At 66.3% G+C, this 20570-nt stretch carries 17 protein-coding genes; 16 read left to right on the top strand and 1 reads right to left on the bottom strand.

Annotation, left to right across the window (positions count from 1 at the left end):
* Positions 1–148 precede the first annotated feature (148 nt).
* The 8 genes from eccB (at position 149) to MKK62_RS22580 (ending at position 11932) form a co-directional block, all read left to right on the top strand.
* Positions 149–1660: a type VII secretion protein EccB gene (eccB, locus tag MKK62_RS22615; RefSeq protein ID WP_240263610.1), complete on the top strand. Its 1512-nt coding sequence runs from the start codon at positions 149–151 to the stop codon at positions 1658–1660.
* A complete protein-coding gene (gene eccCa / locus MKK62_RS22610) occupies positions 1657–5838 on the top strand; it encodes a type VII secretion protein EccCa (protein WP_240263611.1) in 4182 nt (1393 codons plus the stop codon). Before eccB ends, eccCa begins: the two co-directional genes overlap by 4 nt.
* A gap of 178 nt (positions 5839–6016) precedes the next feature.
* Complete coding sequence (locus MKK62_RS22605) at positions 6017–6316, top strand: PE family protein (protein WP_240263612.1); 300 nt, start codon at positions 6017–6019, stop codon at positions 6314–6316.
* A gap of 11 nt (positions 6317–6327) precedes the next feature.
* The gene (locus tag MKK62_RS22600) at positions 6328–7536 is read left to right on the top strand and encodes a PPE family protein (RefSeq protein WP_240263987.1); all 1209 of its coding nucleotides are present in this window, start codon (positions 6328–6330) and stop codon (positions 7534–7536) included.
* Positions 7537–7909: 373 nt separating this feature from the next.
* A complete protein-coding gene (locus tag MKK62_RS22595; protein WP_286670872.1) occupies positions 7910–9187 on the top strand; it encodes a PPE family protein in 1278 nt (425 codons plus the stop codon).
* A 604-nt stretch (positions 9188–9791) separates the two neighbouring features.
* A complete protein-coding gene (locus MKK62_RS22590; protein WP_240263613.1) occupies positions 9792–10091 on the top strand; it encodes a PE family protein in 300 nt (99 codons plus the stop codon).
* A 15-nt stretch (positions 10092–10106) separates the two neighbouring features.
* Entirely contained in the window at positions 10107–11351 is a 1245-nt protein-coding gene (locus MKK62_RS22585; RefSeq protein WP_240263989.1) for a PPE family protein, read from the top strand.
* Positions 11352–11581: 230 nt separating this feature from the next.
* Complete coding sequence (locus MKK62_RS22580) at positions 11582–11932, top strand: hypothetical protein (RefSeq protein WP_240263614.1); 351 nt, start codon at positions 11582–11584, stop codon at positions 11930–11932.
* A gap of 12 nt (positions 11933–11944) precedes the next feature.
* On the opposite strand, the gene MKK62_RS22575 is transcribed toward MKK62_RS22580, so the two are convergent.
* On the bottom strand, positions 11945–12139 hold the full coding sequence (locus MKK62_RS22575; RefSeq protein WP_240263615.1) for a ferredoxin: 195 nt from the start codon (positions 12137–12139) through the stop codon (positions 11945–11947).
* Between the two features lie 164 nt (positions 12140–12303).
* On the opposite strand from MKK62_RS22575, the gene MKK62_RS22570 reads away from it, so the two are divergent.
* From MKK62_RS22570 to eccE, 8 genes are all read left to right on the top strand, one after another.
* Positions 12304–13485: a cytochrome P450 gene (locus tag MKK62_RS22570; protein ID WP_240263616.1), complete on the top strand. Its 1182-nt coding sequence runs from the start codon at positions 12304–12306 to the stop codon at positions 13483–13485.
* A 401-nt stretch (positions 13486–13886) separates the two neighbouring features.
* Positions 13887–14186: a PE family protein gene (locus tag MKK62_RS22565; protein ID WP_240263617.1), complete on the top strand. Its 300-nt coding sequence runs from the start codon at positions 13887–13889 to the stop codon at positions 14184–14186.
* Positions 14187–14352: 166 nt separating this feature from the next.
* On the top strand, positions 14353–14649 hold the full coding sequence (locus MKK62_RS22560) for a WXG100 family type VII secretion target (protein WP_240263618.1): 297 nt from the start codon (positions 14353–14355) through the stop codon (positions 14647–14649).
* A 43-nt stretch (positions 14650–14692) separates the two neighbouring features.
* Positions 14693–14977 (top strand): WXG100 family type VII secretion target, encoded by a 285-nt coding sequence (locus tag MKK62_RS22555; protein ID WP_067336045.1) that lies wholly within the window; start codon positions 14693–14695, stop codon positions 14975–14977.
* 86 nt (positions 14978–15063) lie between these two features.
* The gene (locus MKK62_RS22550) at positions 15064–15975 is read left to right on the top strand and encodes an ESX secretion-associated protein EspG (RefSeq protein ID WP_240263619.1); all 912 of its coding nucleotides are present in this window, start codon (positions 15064–15066) and stop codon (positions 15973–15975) included.
* A 176-nt stretch (positions 15976–16151) separates the two neighbouring features.
* Positions 16152–17666: a type VII secretion integral membrane protein EccD gene (eccD, locus tag MKK62_RS22545; RefSeq protein WP_240263620.1), complete on the top strand. Its 1515-nt coding sequence runs from the start codon at positions 16152–16154 to the stop codon at positions 17664–17666.
* A complete protein-coding gene (mycP, locus tag MKK62_RS22540) occupies positions 17644–19410 on the top strand; it encodes a type VII secretion-associated serine protease mycosin (protein ID WP_240263621.1) in 1767 nt (588 codons plus the stop codon). Before eccD ends, mycP begins: the two co-directional genes overlap by 23 nt.
* Entirely contained in the window at positions 19407–20567 is a 1161-nt protein-coding gene (gene eccE / locus MKK62_RS22535; protein WP_240263622.1) for a type VII secretion protein EccE, read from the top strand. The genes mycP and eccE overlap by 4 nt, the downstream gene beginning before the upstream one ends.
* Positions 20568–20570: the final 3 nt, after the last annotated feature.

Here is a 20570-nt window from a genome sequence, read left to right as displayed (position 1 = left end):
GCGCAAACCACAAACGGCGCGGACGTGAACAGCGCCCGCGCTCGAACATTCACATGGCGAGGTCGCACGGGGTGCCCTACCGTTAGCTCTGTGAATCGTGGGACTACACCGTCTCCGGTCGTCGGGTCCGACTGGAGGGTGATCGAACATGGCCGGTGACCAGCAGCGAGGTTCGGGCTATGGCCTCGGACTATCCACCCGGACTCAGGTAACCGGTTACCAATTCTTGGCACGCCGTACTGCGATGGCGTTGACGCGCTGGCGAGTGCGGATGGAAATCGAGCCCGGTCGGCGCCAGACGCTGGCCGTCGTCGCTTCGGTCTCGGCCGCCCTGGTGATCTGCCTGGGCGCCTTGCTGTACTCATTCCTCAGTCCGTCGGGCCAGCTGAACGACACCCCGATCATCGCGGACCGTGATTCGGGCGCGCTGTACGTGCGGGTCGGCGACAAGTTGTATCCCGCGCTGAACCTGGCATCGGCGCGGCTGATCGCCGGCCGCGCGGACAACCCGCACAAGGTGCGGGCCAGCCAAATCGCCGAGCAGCCGCACGGGCCGCTGGTCGGCATCCCCGGAGCGCCGTCGGAATTCGCGCCGACCACCCCGGCGACGTCGTCGTGGCTGGTGTGCGACTCGGTGGCAAAGACGGAGGGAGTCGCGACGGCGCCGGTGACGGTCACCGTCATCGACGGCAAGCCCGACCTGTCGAATCGTCGCCGCGTGCTGAACGGGTCCGATGCCGTCGTGCTCAAGTATGAGAAGGACACCTACGTGGTCCGGCAGGGCCGCCGGTCGCGCATCGACTCGTCCAACCGCGCCGTGCTGCTGCCGCTGGGCCTGACCCCGGAGAACGTCAGCCAGGCGCACCCGATGAGCCGTGCGCTGTTCGACTCGCTGCCCGTCGGCCCCGAGCTGGCGGTGCCCAAGGTGCCCGGCACAGGCCAGCCGGCCGGGTTCAGCGGTGCGCCGGGCCCCATCGGTACCGTGATCGTGACGCCGCAGATCAGTGGGCCGCAGCAGTATTCGGTGGTGCTGGGCGACGGCGTGCAGACCGTCAATCCGGTAGTCGCCCAGATCCTGCAGAACGCCGGCACGCCCGCGGGCAACTCACCGATGGTGGTGGCTCCGGCATCGCTGGCGAAGATGCCCGTCGTCAACGGGATGGATCTCTCGGCCTACCCCGACGCGCCGCTCAGCCCGGTCGACCTCAAGGAGAACCCCGCGACGTGCTGGTGGTGGCAGAAGACCGCCGGTGAGGAGCGCGCCCGCATCCAGGTGATCTCCGGGCCGACGATCCCGGTGCCCAACGAGAAGACCGACAAGATCGTGTCCCTGGTCAAGTCGGACACGTCTGGTCGTGAAGCCGATCACGTCTACTTCGGCCCTGAATACGGCAACTGGGTGGTCGTGACCGGCAACGACCCTGGGTCGACGACCTCCGAATCCCTGTGGTGGCTCACGAGTTCCGGTGCGCGCTTCGGCGTGGAGAACACTCGCGACTCACGCTCCGCACTCGGCCTGACAGCCCAGCCGTCGCCGGCGCCGTGGGTCGCGCTGCGCCTGCTGGCACCGGGCCCCGCGTTGTCACGCGCGGATGCCTTGGTGCGCCACGACACCCTTCCGACAGATATGAACCCCGCAGAGTTGGTGGTACCCAAGTGAAGCAAGGTTTCGCACGCCCGACGCCCGAGCGGGCGCCTGCCGTCAGGCCGGAGAACATCGTCCTCCCGACGCCGCTGAGTGTCCCGCCGCCCGAAGGCAAGCCCTGGTGGTTGATTGTGGTCGGCGTGCTGGTGGTCGGCCTGCTGGTCGGCATGGTCGGCATGACCGTCGCCAACGGCTCGCGCATGTTCCTGGGCGCCGGCTCGATCTTCCCGATCTTCATGATCGGTGGCGTCGCGATGATGATGTTCGGCGGCCGTTTCGGTGGCCAGCAGCAGATGAGCCGGCCGAAGCTGGACGCGATGCGCGCCCAGTTCATGCTGATGCTGGACATGCTGCGCGACACCGCGAACGAGTCGGCCGACAGCATGGACGCCAACTACCGCTGGTTCCACCCCGAGCCGACCACTCTGGCGGCCGCGGTGGGTTCGGCCCGGATGTGGGAGCGCAAGCCGGACGGCAAGGACCTGAACTTCGGCGTCGCCCGCATCGGGGTGGGCATGACCCGTCCCGAGGTGACCTGGGGCGAGCCGCAGAACATGCCTACCGACATCGAGCTGGAGCCGGTGACCGGTAAGGCACTGCAGGAATTCGGCCGCTACCAGAGCGTCATCTACAACCTGCCGAAGATGGTGTCACTGCTGGTCGAGCCCTGGTACGCGCTTGTCGGTGAACGTGAGCAGACGCTGGGCGCCATGCGCGCGCTGATTCTTCAGCTGGCCTTCTCGCACGGGCCGGACCACCTGCAGATGATCGTGGTCACCTCCGACATGAGCAAGTGGGACTGGGTCAAATGGCTGCCGCACTTCGGCGACCCGCGCCGTCGCGACGCGGCCGGCAATGCGCGAATGGTGTACGCCTCGGTGCGCGAGTTCGCCGCCGACCAGGCCGAATTGTTCGCCGGCCGTGGATCGTTCACGCCTCGCCATGCCAGCTCGTCGGCCGAGACGCCGACGCCGCACCACGTGATCATCGCCGATGTCGACGACCCGCAGTGGGAGTACGTGATCAGCGTCGACGGCGTGGACGGCGTGACGTTCTTCGACCTGACAGGTTCTGATCTGTGGACCGGTAACCCCGAGCGCGTGCTCAAGTTCACCAACGAGGTCGGGGTGATCGAGGCGTTGCCGCGCGATCGCGACACCTGGATGGTGATCGACGACAACCGCTGGTTCTTCGCCCTCGCCGATTACGTCACCGAGGCCGAGGCAGAGCAATTCGCCCAGCGCGTCGCGCGCTGGCGATTGGCCGAGGCCTACGAGGAGATCGGGCAACGCGTCGCCCACATCGGCGCGCGGGACATCCTGTCCTACTACGGAATCGACGATCCCGCCGAAATCGACTTCGAGACGCTGTGGAGCAGTCGTCGCGATGCGCTGACCAGCCGTTCCCGGCTGCGGATTCCCTTCGGAAACCGCTCCGACAACGGTGAACTGCTGTTCCTTGACATGAAGTCCCTCGACGAGGGCGGCGACGGCCCGCACGGCGTCATGTCGGGAACGACCGGTTCCGGTAAGTCGACGCTGGTGCGTACGGTTCTCGAGTCGCTGATGCTGTCGCATCCGCCGGACGAGCTGCAGTTCGTGCTTGCCGACCTCAAGGGTGGTTCCGCCGTCAAGCCGTTCGCCGGCGTGCCCCACGTCTCACGGATCATCACCGACCTCGAAGAGGACCAGGCGCTGATGGAGCGCTTCCTGGACTCGCTGTGGGGTGAGATCGCCCGTCGTAAAGCGGTGTGCGACAACGCCGGTGTCGACGACGCCAAGGAATACAACGAGATGCGTTCGCGCATGCGGGCCCGCGGCCAAGACATCCCGCCGCTGCCGATGCTCGTGGTCGTCATCGACGAGTTCTACGAGTGGTTCCGCATCATGCCGACCGCTGTGGACGTGCTGGACTCCATCGGCCGGCAGGGTCGTGCCTACTGGATCCACCTGATGATGGCCTCGCAGACAATCGAGAGCCGGGCCGAGAAGCTCATGGAGAACATGGGTTATCGGTTGGTGCTGAAGGCGCGCACCGCCGGTGCGGCACAGGCGGCCGGTGTTCCCAACGCCGTCAACCTGCCCGCGCAGGCCGGTCTGGGTTACTTCCGCAAGAGCCTCGACGAGATCATCCGCTTTCAGGCGGAATTCCTGTGGCGCGACTACCGTCGCGGAGTCTCGCTCGACGACGGCGGGCCGGCAATGCTCACCCATACGGTCGATTACATTCGGCCGCAACTGTTCACGACCGGGTTCACCCCGATCGAGGTCGACGTGACCGGGCCGGACGAGTTCGAAGCCTTAACCAACGGGGACAGCAACGGCGAGTTCTTCCTTGGTAACGGCGCCGCCGAGGAGCCGGAGGAAGAGGAAGAAGAGGCGATCCGGACGCCGAAGGTCGGTACCGTGATCATCGACCAGCTGCGACGGATCGACTTCGAGCCGTACCGGTTGTGGCAGCCGCCGCTCGACCAGCCGATTTCGATCGAGAACCTGGTCAACCGCTTCCTCGAACACCCGTGGCAGGAGCAGTACGGCAAGAGCACCGACCTGGTGTTCCCGGTCGGGATCATCGACCGGCCGTTCAAGCACGACCAGCCGCCGTGGACCGTGGACACTTCCGGGCCGGGTGCCAACGTGCTGATCCTGGGCGCCGGTGGGTCGGGCAAGACCACCGCGCTGCAAACGCTGATCACGTCGGCAGCCCTGACTCACACGCCCGAGCAGGTTCAGTTCTACGTGCTGGCCTACAGCAGCACCGCGCTGACGACGGTGGCCGGGTTGCCGCACGTCGGTGAGGTGGTCGGTCCGACCGACCCGTACGGCGTCCGCCGCACGGTGGCCGAGTTGTTGGCGCTACTGCGTCAGCGCAAGCACACGTTCCTGCAGTTCGACGTGCCGTCGATGGAGGTCTTCCGCCGGCGCAAGTTCGGTGGGGAAGCGGGCCGGGTTCCCAACGATGGCTTCGGTGACATCTTCCTGGTGATCGACAACTACCGGGCGCTCGCCGAAGAGAACGAGGTGTTGATCGAACAGGTCAACCAGATCATCAACCAGGGACCGTCGTTCGGTATCCACGTGATGGCCACCGCCGACCGCGAATCGGAGCTCCGGCCCCCGGTCCGCAGCGGGTTCGGGTCGCGGATCGAGTTGCGGCTGGCCGCGGTCGAGGACGCCAAATTGGTGCGCTCGCGGTTCGCCAAGGATGTTCCGGTCAAGCCGGGCCGAGGCATGGTCGCGGTCAACTACGTCCGATTGGACAGCGACCCGCAGTCCGGTCTGCACACGCTGGTCGCACGGCCGGCGCTGGCCGACACGCCCGACAATGTCTTCTCCTCGGAGAGCGTCGCGGCGGCGGTCAGCAAGATCGCAGTCGGCCACGCGCCTCCGGTGCGTCGGCTTCCGGCCAAGTTCGGCCTGGAGCAGGTGCGGGCGCTCGCGCAGCAGGATCAGCGCCAGAACGTCGGCGTCGGCGGAATCGCCTGGGCCATCAACGAACTCGACCTGCAGCCGGTCTACCTCAACTTCGCGGAGAACGCGCACCTGATGGTGACGGGTCGACGCGAGTGTGGTCGGACGACGACCTTGGCCACGATCATGGCCGAGATCGGACGGGTCTACGAGCCGGGAGCCAGCATCGCCCCGCCGACGTCACGTCCGTCGGCGCAGGTGTGGCTTGTCGACCCGCGTCGTCAGCTGCTGACCACGCTGGGCACCGACTACGTCGAGAAGTTCGCCTACAACCTCGACGGAGTCTCGGCGATGATGAATGAGCTGGGCGAGGTGCTGGCTCGTCGCGAGCCGCCGCCAGGGCTGTCGGCCGAAGAGCTGCTGTCGCGCGCCTGGTGGAGCGGTCCGGAGATCTTCCTGATCATCGACGACGTGCAGCAGCTCCCGCCCGGCTTCGACTCGCCACTTCAGCGGGCCGCGCCATGGGTGACCCGGGCGGCCGACGTCGGCCTGCATGTCATCGTCACCCGGACCTTCGGTGGATGGTCGTCGGCGGGTAGCGACCCGATGCTGCGGGCGCTGGCTCAGGCCAACGCGCCGTTGCTGGTGATGGACGCCGACCCCGACGAGGGCTTCATCCGCGGCAAGATGAAGGGTGGCCCGCTGCCCCGCGGTCGTGGTCTGCTCATGGCCGAGGACACCGGTGTGTTCGTTCAGGTAGCGGCCACCGACTTGCGTCGATAACCGGAAGTCGAAAAAGTCCCTCCGCCCGCGTCGGGTGGAGGGACTTTTTTGGTGCACGTGCATGCGGGATCGTTGCCAGACGTCTCATAGCCGGCGCATAGCTTCGCCATGACGGCGGCCCATCTTTCGTCCTTAATGTCTCAGTGACAGGTGGGGTCTGCGGTGGAGGGAGTGCCAGATGTCGTATGTGAACACACAGCCGGCCGAATTGACGGCCGCTGCAGACACTTTGCAGGGCATCGGGTCGATTATGGCGGGGCAGAACGCTAGTGCGGCCGCTCCGACGACCGGCGTGATACCCGCTGCGGCCGATGAGGTTTCGGCGTTGACGGCCGCGCAGTTCGCCACTCACGCCCAGATGTATCAGGTGATCAGCGCCCAGGCGGCCGCGATTCACGAGTTGTTCGTCAGCACGTTGGGCGCCAGCGCGGTTTCTTATGCGGCCACCGAGGCCGCCAACGCGGCCGCGGCAGGCTAGGCGGATCGATGTTGGATTTCGCCGCCCTGCCGCCGGAGATCAACTCCGGACGGATGTATGCCGGTCCGGGCCCGGGCACGATGCTGGCCGCCGCGACGGCGTGGCAGTCGCTGGCCGAGGAGTTGAGTTCGGTTGCAGCGGCCTATGGTTCAATCCTCTCGACGCTGACGAGTGGTCCGTGGACGGGCGCCAGCTCGACCGCGATGGCCGCGGCAGCCGCGCCGTATGTGACGTGGCTGAGCGCCACCGGCGACCAGGCGCAACAGGCGGCCACGCAGGCCACTGCCGCCGTGAGCGCCTACGAAACCGCTTACGCCGCAACGGTTCCACCCCCGTTGATCGCCGCCAACCGGAGTCTGCTGGCAGCTCTCGTCGCGACGAACATCCTGGGGCAGAACACACCGGCGATCATGGCGACCGAGGCCCTCTACGCCGAGATGTGGGCCCAGGATGCGTCTGCCATGTACGGATACGCCGCCGCCTCGGCCACCGCGTCGCAAGTCACCCCATTCACCAATCCGCCGCAGACCACTAATCAGGGTGGGTTGACAAGCCAGGCGGCGGCCGCAGCCCAGTCAGCGGGCACGTCCAGCGCGACCGACATCGAGTCGCTCATGTCGTCGGGCCCGCAATTGATCTCCAGCACACCCCAAGCGCTGCAAAGCCTCTCGTCGCCGCAAGCCTTGAGCGGTCTCGCGTCCACGGCGACCGACTCGTCGTCGTCCTCTTCGTCGCTGTCATCGGGCTCGCTGCTCAACGAACTCAGCACGCCGATGAAATTCGCGTCGATGCCGATGAGCATGCTCTCCAAACTCTTCACAGCGGGCAGCACCGCCACCGCTGCCAAGGCCGCGACCACTGCGGCCAACGAGCTGGGGGCGGTGCATTCAGCTGGAATAGGCTCTAGCACCGGCGCTTTGACGCTGTCCGGCTTGTCCGGACTAGGGCAGAGCATGCCCGGCGTCTCCGCCGGTATGGGCCAGGCCACGACTGCGGGCGCTCTGTCCGTCCCGACCGCTTGGAACGCCGCCGTGACCCCGGCCGCGAGCGCCGCCGCAGGAGCGCCCCTCGGCGCGGTACCGGCTGCGACCGTCCCCGGTCACGCGAGCATGCCGCCGATGATGCCGATCACCGCGATGGGCGGCCGGGCAGCCGCCCCGGCGCCGACCCGCTTCGAGCTTCGCTCGACCGTCGTGCCCTTTTCGCCGGCCGCTGGGTAACGGTCGCTCTGCGGCCACCAGGTGGCGTGAAGTGGAACATCATCTGAACAACAGTTGATCGCGGATGAACACTGTTTGATCAGGAATGAATAGTCGGCATCGTCGTCGCGGATCGCCCGCGCGGCCATCTAATGTCGCAGCCAGCGATTGTTCAGCGATGAACGTCGGGCTCAATGTTGTTGACGCCAAGGGTTACCGAGGAAAAGAAAGCGCATTTCGTCTGTGGCCATGTATCGCGTTCCGCACATCGACGCCGATCGGGCGGTCCACCAGGATCCGCCGACTGCTGATCGATTCACGACAACGCCGCACGCTGCCGGTTCGCCGTGGCAGGCGACGGAGCAGACGCAATCTTGGCTTGCTGGAGGGTCTGGTGCTTGATTTCGCCGCGTTGCCGCCGGAAATCAATTCAGGTCGGATGTACTCGGGTCCCGGGCCCGGGCCGCTCTTGGCGGCGTCCGAGGCATGGGACGGCCTGGCCGCGGAGCTGAGCTATGCGGCCAGCGGTTACACCTCCGCGCTGGCGGAGCTGACGAGCAATGCGTGGGTGGGCCCGACCTCGGTGGCGATGATGTCCGCGGTCACTCCTTACATCACCTGGCTGACGACCACCGGCGCTCAGGCCGAGGAGACGGCCAATCACGCTCGCGCAGCCGTGGCCGCCTACGAGGCGGCGTTCGCGATGACCGTGCCGCCGCCGGTGATCGCGGCCAACCGCGCGCTGTTGGCCGCCCTGGTCGCGACCAACTTCTTCGGGCAGAACACCCCCGCGATCATGATGACTGAAGCCCTGTACGCCGAGATGTGGGCGCAGGACGCCGCCGCCATGTACGGCTACGCCGGCGCCTCGGAGACCGCGTTGGCGATCACTCCGTTCACCGAGCCGCCGAAGACGACGACCACCGACGACGGGGCCACCAGCCAGGGCAATGCGGTGGCCAACGCCGCTGCCACGCCCGCCAGCCAAGCGGCATCGGTCGTCCAGAACGCGGTTGCGGCCGCACCGTCGACGAGCACTCAGACCAGCTCGGCGTTGCCCGCTGCGACATCCGGAGCCACGACCGCCGCGACGCCGCCGACCTACACCGGCCCGTTCTCCTGGCTCGTGCAATTGATCTACAACACCTACAACCAATTCCCGACCGGCGGTTGGGGCCTTGGCCTGTCCAACGCCAACCTGAACACGATGCGCCAGATCCTCCAGGCCTACTTCGCGGTCGGTCTGGCCAACTTCGGGTGGGGCATCGGCCAGCAGCTGCTCTCCCCGGCCCAGGCGCAGGCGCTGTTCAATCCGGCCGCGGCGGCCGGAGCGGGCTCATTGATCGGACCAGCGCCACTCGGCGGCATCGGCGGTACCGCGGGCGTGAGCGGTGCGCCGTTCACGGCCAGCAGCGTGCAGGCCAGCCTGGGCCAGGCCAACAGCCTTGGCCGGCTTTCGGTGCCCGCCGGTTGGCAAGGGGCGACGCCCGCAGTGGTCGAAGAGGCCAAGCTGGTCAGCGCCGCACGGTCGGCAGCGCCCCAAGCCAATGGAATCCTCAACGGTGTTCCGATGGCAGGCAACGCGGGCCTCGGTGGCAGCCGCGGCAGTCAATACACCGTGAAATACGGGCTGAAGCACTCGGTGATGACCAAGCCGCCCGCCGGCGGCTAAGCGGGAGCTCGGCCCGGCGGGGGGATGCACCGGTCATTCCTGGCGACGGAACTCGCATTCGCGGTGCGCCAAAGATATTGCCATCCAGCGGTATTGACGCTGTTGTGGCGCGAAACGCCTTCGCGAGAATGAGGGTCCGAAGTGCGCAACCGGGGAGGCTGGCGTTCGCGCCGGTCTCAGCGGATCGTGCCAGGCGGCGAAAGGCGGCCGTCGTATCGCCCGACCATCTCGCATGTCAGACCGCTAAAGCACTGTGCGCGTTGAAGATTCGCTTCACCAGCCTGTGCTGCCGCCGCGTTGTGCCGAAAACCTCTGTCGCGCAACCTCACTGCCATGCGTGCTGAGCGGTGAGAAGAGTGTCGCGCATGGGTCGGCACGGCTCGCCTCGCCGGCGGTAGGAGAGCCCGTCGGTCAATGCGTTACCGCAGGTGAAAGGTTTGTCGAACGGCAGGTGAACGGGCGATATCGCGGGGTGAATACTCGCCGTCCAGGCGTGAACAGTTAGGTCGGCAGCGGCTTTACCCCATCGTGACCATCTAATCTTGCACCCGGACGACCTTGCCCAAGGTCGTAGACGCGCAACGGTTACTTAGGAGGAAACCGGATGTCGTTCGTGACCACACAGCCGGAAGCATTATCCGCAGCGGCCACCAGCCTGCAAGGTATCGGCGCGGGCCTCAACGCCCAGAACGCCGCCGCAGCAGCCCCGACCACTGGTGTGGTTCCCGCTGCCGCAGACGAGGTTTCGGCTCTGACGGCGGCGCAGTTCGTCGCTCACGCGCAGTTGTATCAGGCCGTCAGCCAGCAGGCGGCGGCAATCCACGAAGCTTTCGTCAACACGCTGGGCACTAGCGCCGATTCCTACGCAGCCACCGAGGCCGCCAACGCGGCTGCGGCTGGCTAGGAGGCAATTCACATGGTGGATTTCGGGGCGTTACCGCCTGAGATCAACTCGGCCCGGATGTACGCCGGTCCCGGATCGTCGTCGTTCCAGGTTGCGGCCTCGGCATGGAACGGGCTGGCCGCCGAGCTCCAGTCGGCCGCGCAGGGCTACGAGACGACGATCACGCAGCTCGCCGGCGACGAGTGGAACGGTCCGGCGTCGGCGGCGATGGCCAGCGCGGCGCAGCCGTACATCACCTGGATGCAGGAGACTGCCGCGCAGGCCGAGCAGGCCGCGACCCAAGCCCAGGCGGCGGCTGCCGCCTTCGAGCAGGCGTTCGCCGCAACTGTGGCGCCGCCGCTCGTCGCCGCCAACCGCGCCGAGACCGCTGCCGCGGTGCAGGCCAACGTGTTTGGTCAATACACGCCGTTGATCATGCAGCTCGAGGCGCAGTACGCCCAGATGTGGGCGCAGGACGCCGCGGCGATGTACGGCTATGCGGGGCAGTCCGCCGCCGCGGCGAAGGTGACCCCGTTCGCCACCCCAGCAGCGACCACCAATCCCGGCGGCACTGCAGACCAGTCGGCTGCGGTCGGCCAGGCCACCGCGACGTCGGCGGCCACCAGCTCGCAGACGATCCTGCAGGAGCTGATCTCGTTGCTGCCGAGCAACATTCAAGCACTGCTGACGCCAGCGGGCTTCCAGAGCGCGTTCGGAACTCCGTCGTCGATCGAGGGGACACTGTTCGGCTACATCTTCGGCACGACCGTCTTGCCCACCTCGCTGGCTGGTTTGGTCACGCTGTACTCGCCGTACGCCAGCTTGTTCTACAACACTGAGGGTTTGCCGTACTTCAGCGTTGGTATGGGCAACTTCGGTGTCCAGATCGCCAAGAGCGCGGGAATCCTGGGCGGGGCCGCGCCGGCCGCAGCCGCACCGGCGCTCAAGGGACTGGGCGGCCTGGGTGCCGGACTGGGCAGCGGGGCCGCAGGCGCCGCCGGTGCCGGCGCCCACGCGGTGTCGGCTATCACGGGTGGCGCCGGTACGGTCGGCAAGCTCGCGGTGCCGGCGTCCTGGATCGGTGGGGCGCCCGCGGCTGCTCCGCAGGGCGTGCAATTGGTCAGCCATGTCACCGCCGCGCCGGAGGCCGCCGCCAGCGGTGGCGGGAACCTCCTCGGCGGCATGCCGTTGGCCGGCACGCGCGCAGGCTTCGGCAACGGTCTGGGTCCGCGCTACGGGTTCAAGCCGACCGTCATGGGTCGGCCGCCGATCGGTGGTTGAGTCCGCGTAGAGCTTCTACACCTCGTGGGGTGTCACGCTGCGGCGTGGCACCCCACGACGCGTTGCGGCTGCTGAATATCGGTGCGCGCCTTGGCCTGCAACTCAGGTGAAGCGCGTATGGCCCGATGATGTCTCAGAGGTGAACAGTTGGGGTGTATTCGGAAGCTGTCGAGAGGGGCGGCGTAGGTTACCGACAAGTGAACAATGGCCCCCTTGGGTAGGAGGGATACGTGGCAGACCACGCCGATGTATCTGGTCCGATGACGTTGCCACGGCGGCCGCGAAACCCCGCCCAATCGTGCGCCGGCGGCGCGATCACCGCGCCGGCGTCCGCAGCGGCGGGCATCTTGCCGCGCCACCCCGCACCGCCCGCCGAGATAGCTCAGGCGCGGGTGTTCGAACGGCTGCTACAAAGCGAACACGCCGAGCTTTCTGAACTCGCGCATCGTGTAGCCGCAGAGGGCAATCAGCAACCGGGTCTCGCGTCGGGGGAGCTGACACAACTTCGTGCTCGCATCGCCGAGATCGACGGTCTGCTTGGGGCTTTGCAGGGCAGGTTCCCGCACTCGAACGCGAAATAGACTGTCGCCCAGTCAATCCTCTTCCAAGATCAGCGCCATCTCAGGGCATGATGCGACCCCGTCACGGGTCAGCGGCGCGTCCTCCGGCGCGACTTCATGTTCCTCGAGGATGGAGTAGCCGGAATCGTCGATCGGAAAAAGATCGGGGTCGACGGCAAAGCACTGTGCGTGGCCAACGCACCTCGACTGCTCGACACGTACCTTCACACCGCCGATTCTAAAAGACGTGGGAGATGGCCGTCGCTCCGTTCGGTGACCGCTAGCCGACGAGGTGCGATCGACCCTGCCAGGGCGCATAGCATGTCTACTGTCGTCCGGCAGCGCGCCACAGAGCCGACGGTAGCGATCGGGCGGGCAGAAAGATCAGGTAGATGAGCACCATTGATGAGAGCCTGTACGGCAAGGGTTTTCACCTACCTCGGCTTGAATATTCCTCGTTGCCGATGCAGGCAGACCGTGGCGCCGGGTGGAAAGTGCTGCGCGATGCCGGCCCAGTGGTTTTCATGAACGGCTACTACTACCTCACCCGTCGCGAGGATGTGCTGGCGGCGTTGCGCAGTCCCAATGTCTTCTCGGCTCGACTGGCGCTTCAACCCCCGGGAAGCCCAATCCCGGTGATCCCCTTGGGATTCGACCCGCCCGAGCACACCCGGTACCGCAGAATCCTGCAGCCGTTCTTCAGCCCGCACGGGCTGAGTAAGTCGCGACCGGTGCTTGTTCGCCACGCCGCGGACATGATCGACGCGATCGCCGGCGGCGAAGCGTGCGAGGCCATGAAGGACCTGGCCAAGACGTATCCCTTCCAGGTTTTCCTCGACCTCTACGGTTTGCCACTCGAGGATCGGGACAAACTGATCGCCTGGAAAGACGCCATCATCAGCGACAGCCCCTACGCCACCCAGGCCGACGTCGCCCCGGCGGCGATGAGCATGTACAACTACCTCACGGACGCAATCCAGCGGCGCCGGGAGAATCCGGGCTCCGACATGTTGTCGACCGTGATGCGCAGCGACGGCAACTTTACCGACATCGAACTCCTCGGCATGAGCCACCTGCTGATCTTGGCGGGATTGGACACCGTCACCGCGGCTATCGGTTTCGCCTTACTGGAGTTGGCGCGCAGGCCGCAGCTCCGCGAGCAGCTTCGCGACAATCCGCGGCAGATCAGAGTTTTCATCGAGGAGATCGTCCGTTTGGAGCCATCGGCGCCTGTCGCGCCACGAGTGCTCACCGAGACAGTCGTCGTAGGCGGCATGACCTTGCCCGCCGGGTCGGCAGTGTTCTTGTGCATGGCCTTGATCAATCGCGACGGCAGCGACGCCACCTCGACCGACGAATTGACGATGGATGGGAAGGTGCACCGCCATTGGGGGTTCGGTGGTGGACCGCACCGCTGCCTGGGGTCGCACCTGGCGCGCATGGAATTGACCGTCATCGTCGACGAGTGGCTCAAGCGGATTCCTCGATTCGAACTGCCGCCCGACTACGAGCCCCAGATCAAGTTTCCCAGCAAGACTTTTGCGCTGAAGGAACTGCCCCTGCTGTTGGGTTGACCCTGTGACTCGCGGTCTCAGGTTGTCGCCGTCGAGCCCACCCCTGACGCGCCGTCGTTGTGGCCCCAAGCCGAGCCCGGGCGTTATCCGCGCATAGATTTTTTCGAGGCGCCGCACGGTTGCGCCGCCCGTTCGCTGGCGCCACGCGACAGCGCCGCGATCGAGGCCGACCACGTCGCCACCCCGGCCGCCGTGCATTCGACCACTTCAGAGCGCGTTTCGCGCTGCTGGACGGTATCGGCTTGGCGGCACCGGTTACTGAGCTGTTACCTCAGATGAACAGTTGTTGCCAACGGGTGAACAGTTGCAAACACCCAGCTTCAGCCCCGGCGCAGCGGCATACGCACGTCTATTCTCATGCACGGACAGATCGCCGGAACTGACTCAGGAGGGATCCCGGAATGTCGTTCGTGACCACACAGCCGGAGGCACTATCGGCGGCGGCCACCAGCCTTCAGGGAATCGGCTCGGCGTTGAATGCGCAGAACACGGCTGCGGCGGCCCCGACCACGGGTGTCGTTCCGGCCGCGGCCGACGAGGTCTCGGCTCTGACCGCCGCCCAGTTCGTCGCCCATGCTCAGCTTTACCAGGCGGTGAGCGCGCAGGCGGCGGCCATCCACGAAGCGTTCGTCAACACCCTCGGCACCAGTGCCGGTTCCTACGCGGCCACCGAGGCTGCCAACGCAGCCGCCGCCGGCTGAGTATCGCCGATGAAGACCATCCCACTGTGGCGCCACACACGGTGGCAGCTATCACGCGGGGAAGGGGGGACCAGCCGTGTGTTTCAAGTCGGCGGTTACCTCGGGTAACCGGTCCGACTACCACGTTCATCGCAGTCAATCACTACTCAAGCAAGGAGAAAGTTAAGTGCCTACGCGTTTTATGACTGACCCGCACGAGATGCGGGCGATGGCTGGCCGTTTCGATGTCCACGCCCAGACCGTGGAGGACGAGGCCCGCAAGATGTGGGCGTCGAGCCAGAACATCGCCGGGGCCGGCTGGAGCGGTAATGCTCAGGCCACCAGCTACGACACGATGGGTCAGATGAACACGGCGTTTCGCAACATCGTGAACATGCTGCACGGTGTCCGGGACGGGTTGATCCGCGACGCGAACAACTACGAGGCGCAAGAGCAGGCCTCGCAGCAGGTTTTGAGCAGCTAACTCCACTGGCAGCGTAAACTTCTCAAATCAGGAGGACAGATAAATGTCGATCAGTTACCAGTTCGGTGATGTCGACGCCCACGGCGCGTTGATCCGTGCCCAGGCCGCTTCGCTGGAAGCCGAGCACCAGAGCATCGTTCGCGATGTACTGGCCGCCGGCGACTTCTGGGGTGGCTCGGGTTCCGTGGCTTGCCAGGAGTTCATCACCCAGTTGGGTCGGAACTTCCAGGTGATCTACGAGCAGGCCAACTCCCACGGTCAGAAGGTGCAGACGGCAGGCAACAACATGTCGTCGACCGACTCCGCTGTGGGCTCCAGCTGGGCCTAACAATCAGCACAGGGCGCGGCAGCACACCGACTCAGGTGTGCTGCCGCGTCGTGCGATAACTGGAAACATCTACCCGAGAGAAGCGAATGGATCAGAGCACACGCACCGACATCACCGTCAATGTCGAGGGTTTCTGGATGTTGCAAGCGTTGCTGGACATTCGCCATGTCGCGCCAGAATTGCGATGTCGACCATTCGTCTCCACGGATTCGATGGAGTGGCTCAATCAGCATCCGGGCATGACGGTCATGCGCGAACAGGGCATCGTCGACGGCGAGACTGTCAATGAGGCGGTCGCCGCCCGAATGCGCGTACTTGCCGCACCCGATCTTGAAATCGTCGCGCTGTTGTCCCGCGGCAAATTGCTCTACGGCGTGAAAGAAAAGGACGAAGGCGGCGCCGAGGAGCCGGTGGGCTCGCGTGAGATCCCCGACAATGAGTTCCGCGTGCTGCTCGCGCGCCGCGGCACGCACTGGGTGTCGGCCGTTCGGGTCGGTGACGAGATCACGGTTGACGACGTCGCCATCGCGGACACGACCTCGATCGCGACTTTGGTCTTTGATGCCCTCGAGTCGATCCACCATGCCGAGCCGGCCGCGATCAACGCGGTGAACGTGCCGCTCGAAGAAATGCTCGAAATCACCAAAGCCTGGCAGAGTTCCGGGTTCAACGTCTTCTCCGGCGGAGACCTGCGACGGCTGGGCATCAGCGCAGCGACCGTGGCCGCTCTCGGCCAAGCGCTGTCGGATCCGGCCGCCGAAGCCGCGGTCTACGCCCGTCAGTATCGCGATGACGACAAGGCGCCCAGCGCCTCGGTGCTGTCCTTGAAGGACGGGTCAGGCGGCCGAATCGCGATGTATCAGCAGGCGCGCACGGCTGGCTCGAACGAGGCCTGGCTCGCAATCTGCCCAGCAACTCCGCAGTTGGTACAGGTCGGCGTCAAGACCGTCCTGGAAACCCTTCCGTACGGAGAGTGGAAAACACATAGCAGAGTTTAACCAATCTTTTACGCAGTGACCGAGCACGCCAAGGATTTTCGATGCAGCATTTAGCGAAGGTGCGGATGCCGCAAATCCCTCTTAGAATCTGCTCAACAATTGCGACGCGATGTCGCAATTCCACATAGCGAGGCAACACACATGGACCCACAAATCGTCGACGGAGGGGTGCAACGATGACCGCAGTAGCCGAGGCCTCACAGCCTGGCATCGAGGCAGTCTCGTCGCCTCAATCGGCCGTGATCGGCATCATCGCCGGCGAGGGCGTGCAGATCGGCGTCCTACTCGACGCCAACGCGCCGGTTTCGGTGATGGTCGACCCGCTTCTGAAGGTCGTCAACGTTCGGCTGCGGGAACTCGGGCTTGCGGCGCTCGAAGCCAAGCAGCGCGGTCGGTGGGCACTGTGCCTGGTTGACGGCACCCCGCTGCGCGCCACCCAGTCGCTCACCGAGCAGGATGTCTACGACGGCGACCGGCTGTGGCTGCGGTTCGTCGAAGACACCGAGCACCGCTCGCAGGTCATCGAGCACATCTCGACCGCCGTCTCGGTCAACCTGAGCAAGCGCTTCTCCTCGATCAACCCGTCGGTCGCCATCCAGGTGGGCGCAGCGATGGTCGGAAGCGGTGTGGTGCTGGCCTCGCTGCTGCTGGGCTGGTTCCGCTTGCGGCACGACTCGTGGGTCCCGGCGCCGTATGCGCTGGTGATCTCGATCCTGGAGTTCACCGTCGCCCTGCTGATCCTGAATCGCGCCCGCACGCCGGAGAACCGGCGCGCCGGGGACATGCTGCTCTGGGCCGGCATCGCCCCCATCTCGATCGCCGCGGCCTCCGCTCCTCCTGGACCGGTGGGCTCGCCGCACGCCGTGATGGGTTTTGCGGTCACCACCGTCGCCGCCATGCTCATCATGCGGTTCACCGGCCGCCGCCTGGCCACGGGCACCGCGATCGTCACGGTGTCGCTGATCGCAACCGTCGCGAGCCTGTGCCGGATGGCATTCGACACCAGCGCGGTGACCTTGCTGACCACGATTCTGCTGGTCTGCGTCTTCGGCTACCACGCCGCTCCGGCGATGTCTCGCTGGTTGTCCGGTATCCGCTTGCCGGTCTTCCCGTCGGCCACCAGCCGTTGGGTGTTCGAGGCTCGGCCGGACCTGCCGACCACCGTCACCGCCGGCGTCGACGGCGGCCGCCCGACGCTGGCCGGCCCCGAGTCCATCCAGGACGTCGTACTGCGCGCCGAGCGCGCCCGCTCGTTCCTGACCGGACTGCTTGTCGGGTTCGGCGTGCTGACCATCTTCTCGCTGGCCGGCGTATCCGACCCGCGTACCGCGAACCGTTGGCTGCCGCTGCTGCTAGTCGCTTCGACTGCGGGCTTCCTGATGCTGCGCGGCCGGTCCTACGTAGACCGTTGGCAGGCGATCATTCTCGCCGTGACGTCAGTCCTGATCGTCGGCGCGGTGATCGTCCGCTACTCGCTGGTGCTGTCCTCGACTGCCTCGATCTCGGTGGCTGCCGGTATCGCGGTGCTGCTGCCCGCGGCGGGCCTGACCGCCGCGGCGACGGTGCCGAACACCATCTACAGCCCGCTGTTCCGCAAGCTCGTGGAATGGGTCGAGTACCTCTGCCTGATGCCAATCTTCCCGCTGGCATTGTGGTTGATGAATGTCTATGCCGCGATCCGTTACCGCTAGTCGGAGACTGCGGCCGCTTCGTGCGGCCGCAGTTTCTGCCGCAACCCTGATCGTCGCCACCATCGCGCTGTCCGGGGCTCCGGCCTACGCGATCAACCCTCCGGGTATCGACCCGGGTGCAACACCCTCGGACAGCCCGCCTGGTCCGGGCCAGCCGATGAAGCAGAACTCGTACTGCACTGAGGTGGGCGTCCTGCCGGGCACCGACTTCAAGGTTCAGCCGAAGTACATGGACATGCTGAACTTGAACGAGGCGTGGAAGTTCGGCCGCGGTGCCGGTGTGAAAGTGGCTGTCATCGACACCGGCGTCACCCCGCACCCGCGGTTGCCGCACCTCACCGGGGGCGGCGACTATGTGATGGGCGGTGGCGACGGACTGTCGGACTGCGACGCCCACGGCACGCTGGTGGCGTCGATGATCGCCGCGTCGCCGGGGACCGCCGGGCTTCCGGAAGCCCCCGCCCCGCGCCGGCCACCGCCGGTGCCGACCAAGGAACCACCGCCACAGGCGCCGCCGCCGCAGACCATCAGCGTGGCCCCGCCGCCGCCGCAGACCATCACGATGGTTCCAGCGCCGCCCGCCGCACCATCGGAGGAGGCTCCGGCCTGCCCGTGGTGTCCGCCGGGAGCACCCAAGACGGGTGGTGCCGCCAGCCACGACCACGGCAAAGTAGTGCTGCCCGGATTCTCCGGCGGCAAGCACGGCCAGGTCGTCTCGGTGGACTACCCCCGGCCGGCCGCGCCGACTCCGCCGCTGGACCCGCCACCTCCGCCGGCGCCGAGTGACGCCTACAGCGGCGTCGCCCCGGACGTCGACCTGATCTCAATCCGCCAAACCAGCCAGGCTTTCGGGCTCAAGGACGCCTACACCGGCGACGAGGATCCGCAGACGCGGCAAAAGCGGGACAACATCTTCACCATGGCGCGGGCGATCGTGCATGCCGCCAATATGGGTGCGCGAGTCATCAACATTTCGATGGTGATGTGCATGAGCGCGCGCAGCCTCATCGACGCCCCCGACCTCGGTGCCGCGGTGCGTTATGCCGCCGTTGACAAAGATGCCGTCATCGTCGCGGCCGCAGGTGACACCAGCCAGCGCGACTGCAAAGAGAACCCGCTTGTCGACCCGTTGCATCCCAACGACTCTCGGGACTGGGGCGGCGTGACGACCGTGGTGACCCCGTCCTGGTACAGCGATTACGTCTTGACGGTCGGCGCCGTGGACTCCTCCGGCACGCCGATGGACAAACTGAGCGTCGCCGGGCCGTGGGTGGGGATTGCCGCACCCGGAACCGACGTGGTTGGTCTGTCGCCGCGAGATGACAGCCTGGTCAACGCCATTGACGGGCCGGACAACTCGCTGCTGGTGCCGGCCGGCACCAGCTTCTCCACCGCGATCGTGTCCGGCGTGGCGGCATTGGTTCGGGCCAAGTACCCCAACCTTTCCGCACATCAGATCATCGATCGCTTGATCCGAACCGCACGGGCACCCGCTCGCGGGGTGGATAACCAAGTCGGGCACGGCATCGTCGACCCGGTCGCCGCGCTGACCTGGGATGTGCCCGAAGGCTCTGTACTGCCGAAGGATTCGGCTAAGCCGCTGAAGCTGCCTCCCGCTCCGCCCCCGCGCAACATGGTGCCGGTATGGGTCGCTGCCGGCGGGTTGGGCGGTGCCCTGATACTGGCCGGCCTGATCTTCGGGGGAGCAGTCTTGATGAGGAAAACAGCAGGGAGACAGGAATGAAGGCACAGCGCGAGTACGGCTTGTCGCTGACGTGGGAGCGGGTCACCACGGTGTTCCTGATTGACGTTGCGCTGCTGGTGGTTACGAGCCGGTTGCCTGACTCGTGGCAGGCCGGCCGCAACCTCTGCTTCTGGATCGGTGTCGGCCTGGCGGTAATCCTGACCGTCGCTGCCTTGCTGACCAACGGGGGAGTGCCGGTGTCGTCGGCGCCGATTGCGCGCATCCGCAACTGGTATGCCGACCCAGAGGCGCTGACGGTTGGCTGCACCCCGGCCGTCGACCATCGTCGTCAGTTCAGCCGCGAAACGGTCGGAATCCGTGAGCACGAGGGCCAGCTGATCGCGGTGATCTCGGTGGACGGGGCGGGCGAGGCCGGCCGGCACCGCCATCGTGAAGGGTCGTCAGCAAGCATCCCGCTGGAAGCGGTCGTTACCTCGTTGCGGCAGTTTGATGTTCGGTTGGACAGCGTCGATATCGTGTCGGTCGGCACGCGTCAGGGCAGCAAGGACGTCAAGTCCGCGGTCGCCGACGACTTCGGCGGCGGTCGACGCCCGATCGAAGAGCGCAACACCTGGCTGGTTTTGCGGATGGACCCGCAGCACAACGTGAATGCCGTTGCCGCGCGTGACTCGGTGGCCTGCACCCTCGCCGCCGCCGCCGAACGGCTGGCGCATGACTTGGACGGGCGCAGCTGCGCCGCCCGGCCGCTGACCGCCGACGAAATCGCTGAGGTCGACGGTGCCGTGCTCGCCGGGCTGCAGCCGGCTCACGTCCGCCCGTTCTGGCGCTACCTGAAGACTCCGGACGGCTTCGTGACCAGCTTCTGGGTGTCGCCCGGTGACATCACCAGCGAGACGCTCGAGGAGCTCTGGCTGACCGACGCCGACGTCACCGTCATGACGATCCGCATCATCGCGGAAGGCCAAGAGGCCGACGTGTCGGTGTGGGTGCGCTACCACAGCCACCAGCGACTCCGGAAAGAGGCCTTCAGCGGTTTGAACCGGCTGACCGGACGCCAACTGGGCGCGGTCGCCGCGAGCCTCCCGGCGCCAACCGCCCGTCGCCCGTTGCCCATGCCGAGCCGCACGTTGACCCGTAGCGAGGACATCCTGGTGCCGGTGGGAGCGACCGCGGGGGCGCCGGAGAACGGCGCCTAACCC

This window comes from Mycobacterium paraterrae (assembly GCF_022430545.2).
GTDB lineage: Bacteria > Actinomycetota > Actinomycetes > Mycobacteriales > Mycobacteriaceae > Mycobacterium > Mycobacterium paraterrae.
The sequence above is the reverse complement of the archived record's forward strand: the minus strand, read 5'-3'. Positions and strand labels throughout refer to the sequence as shown.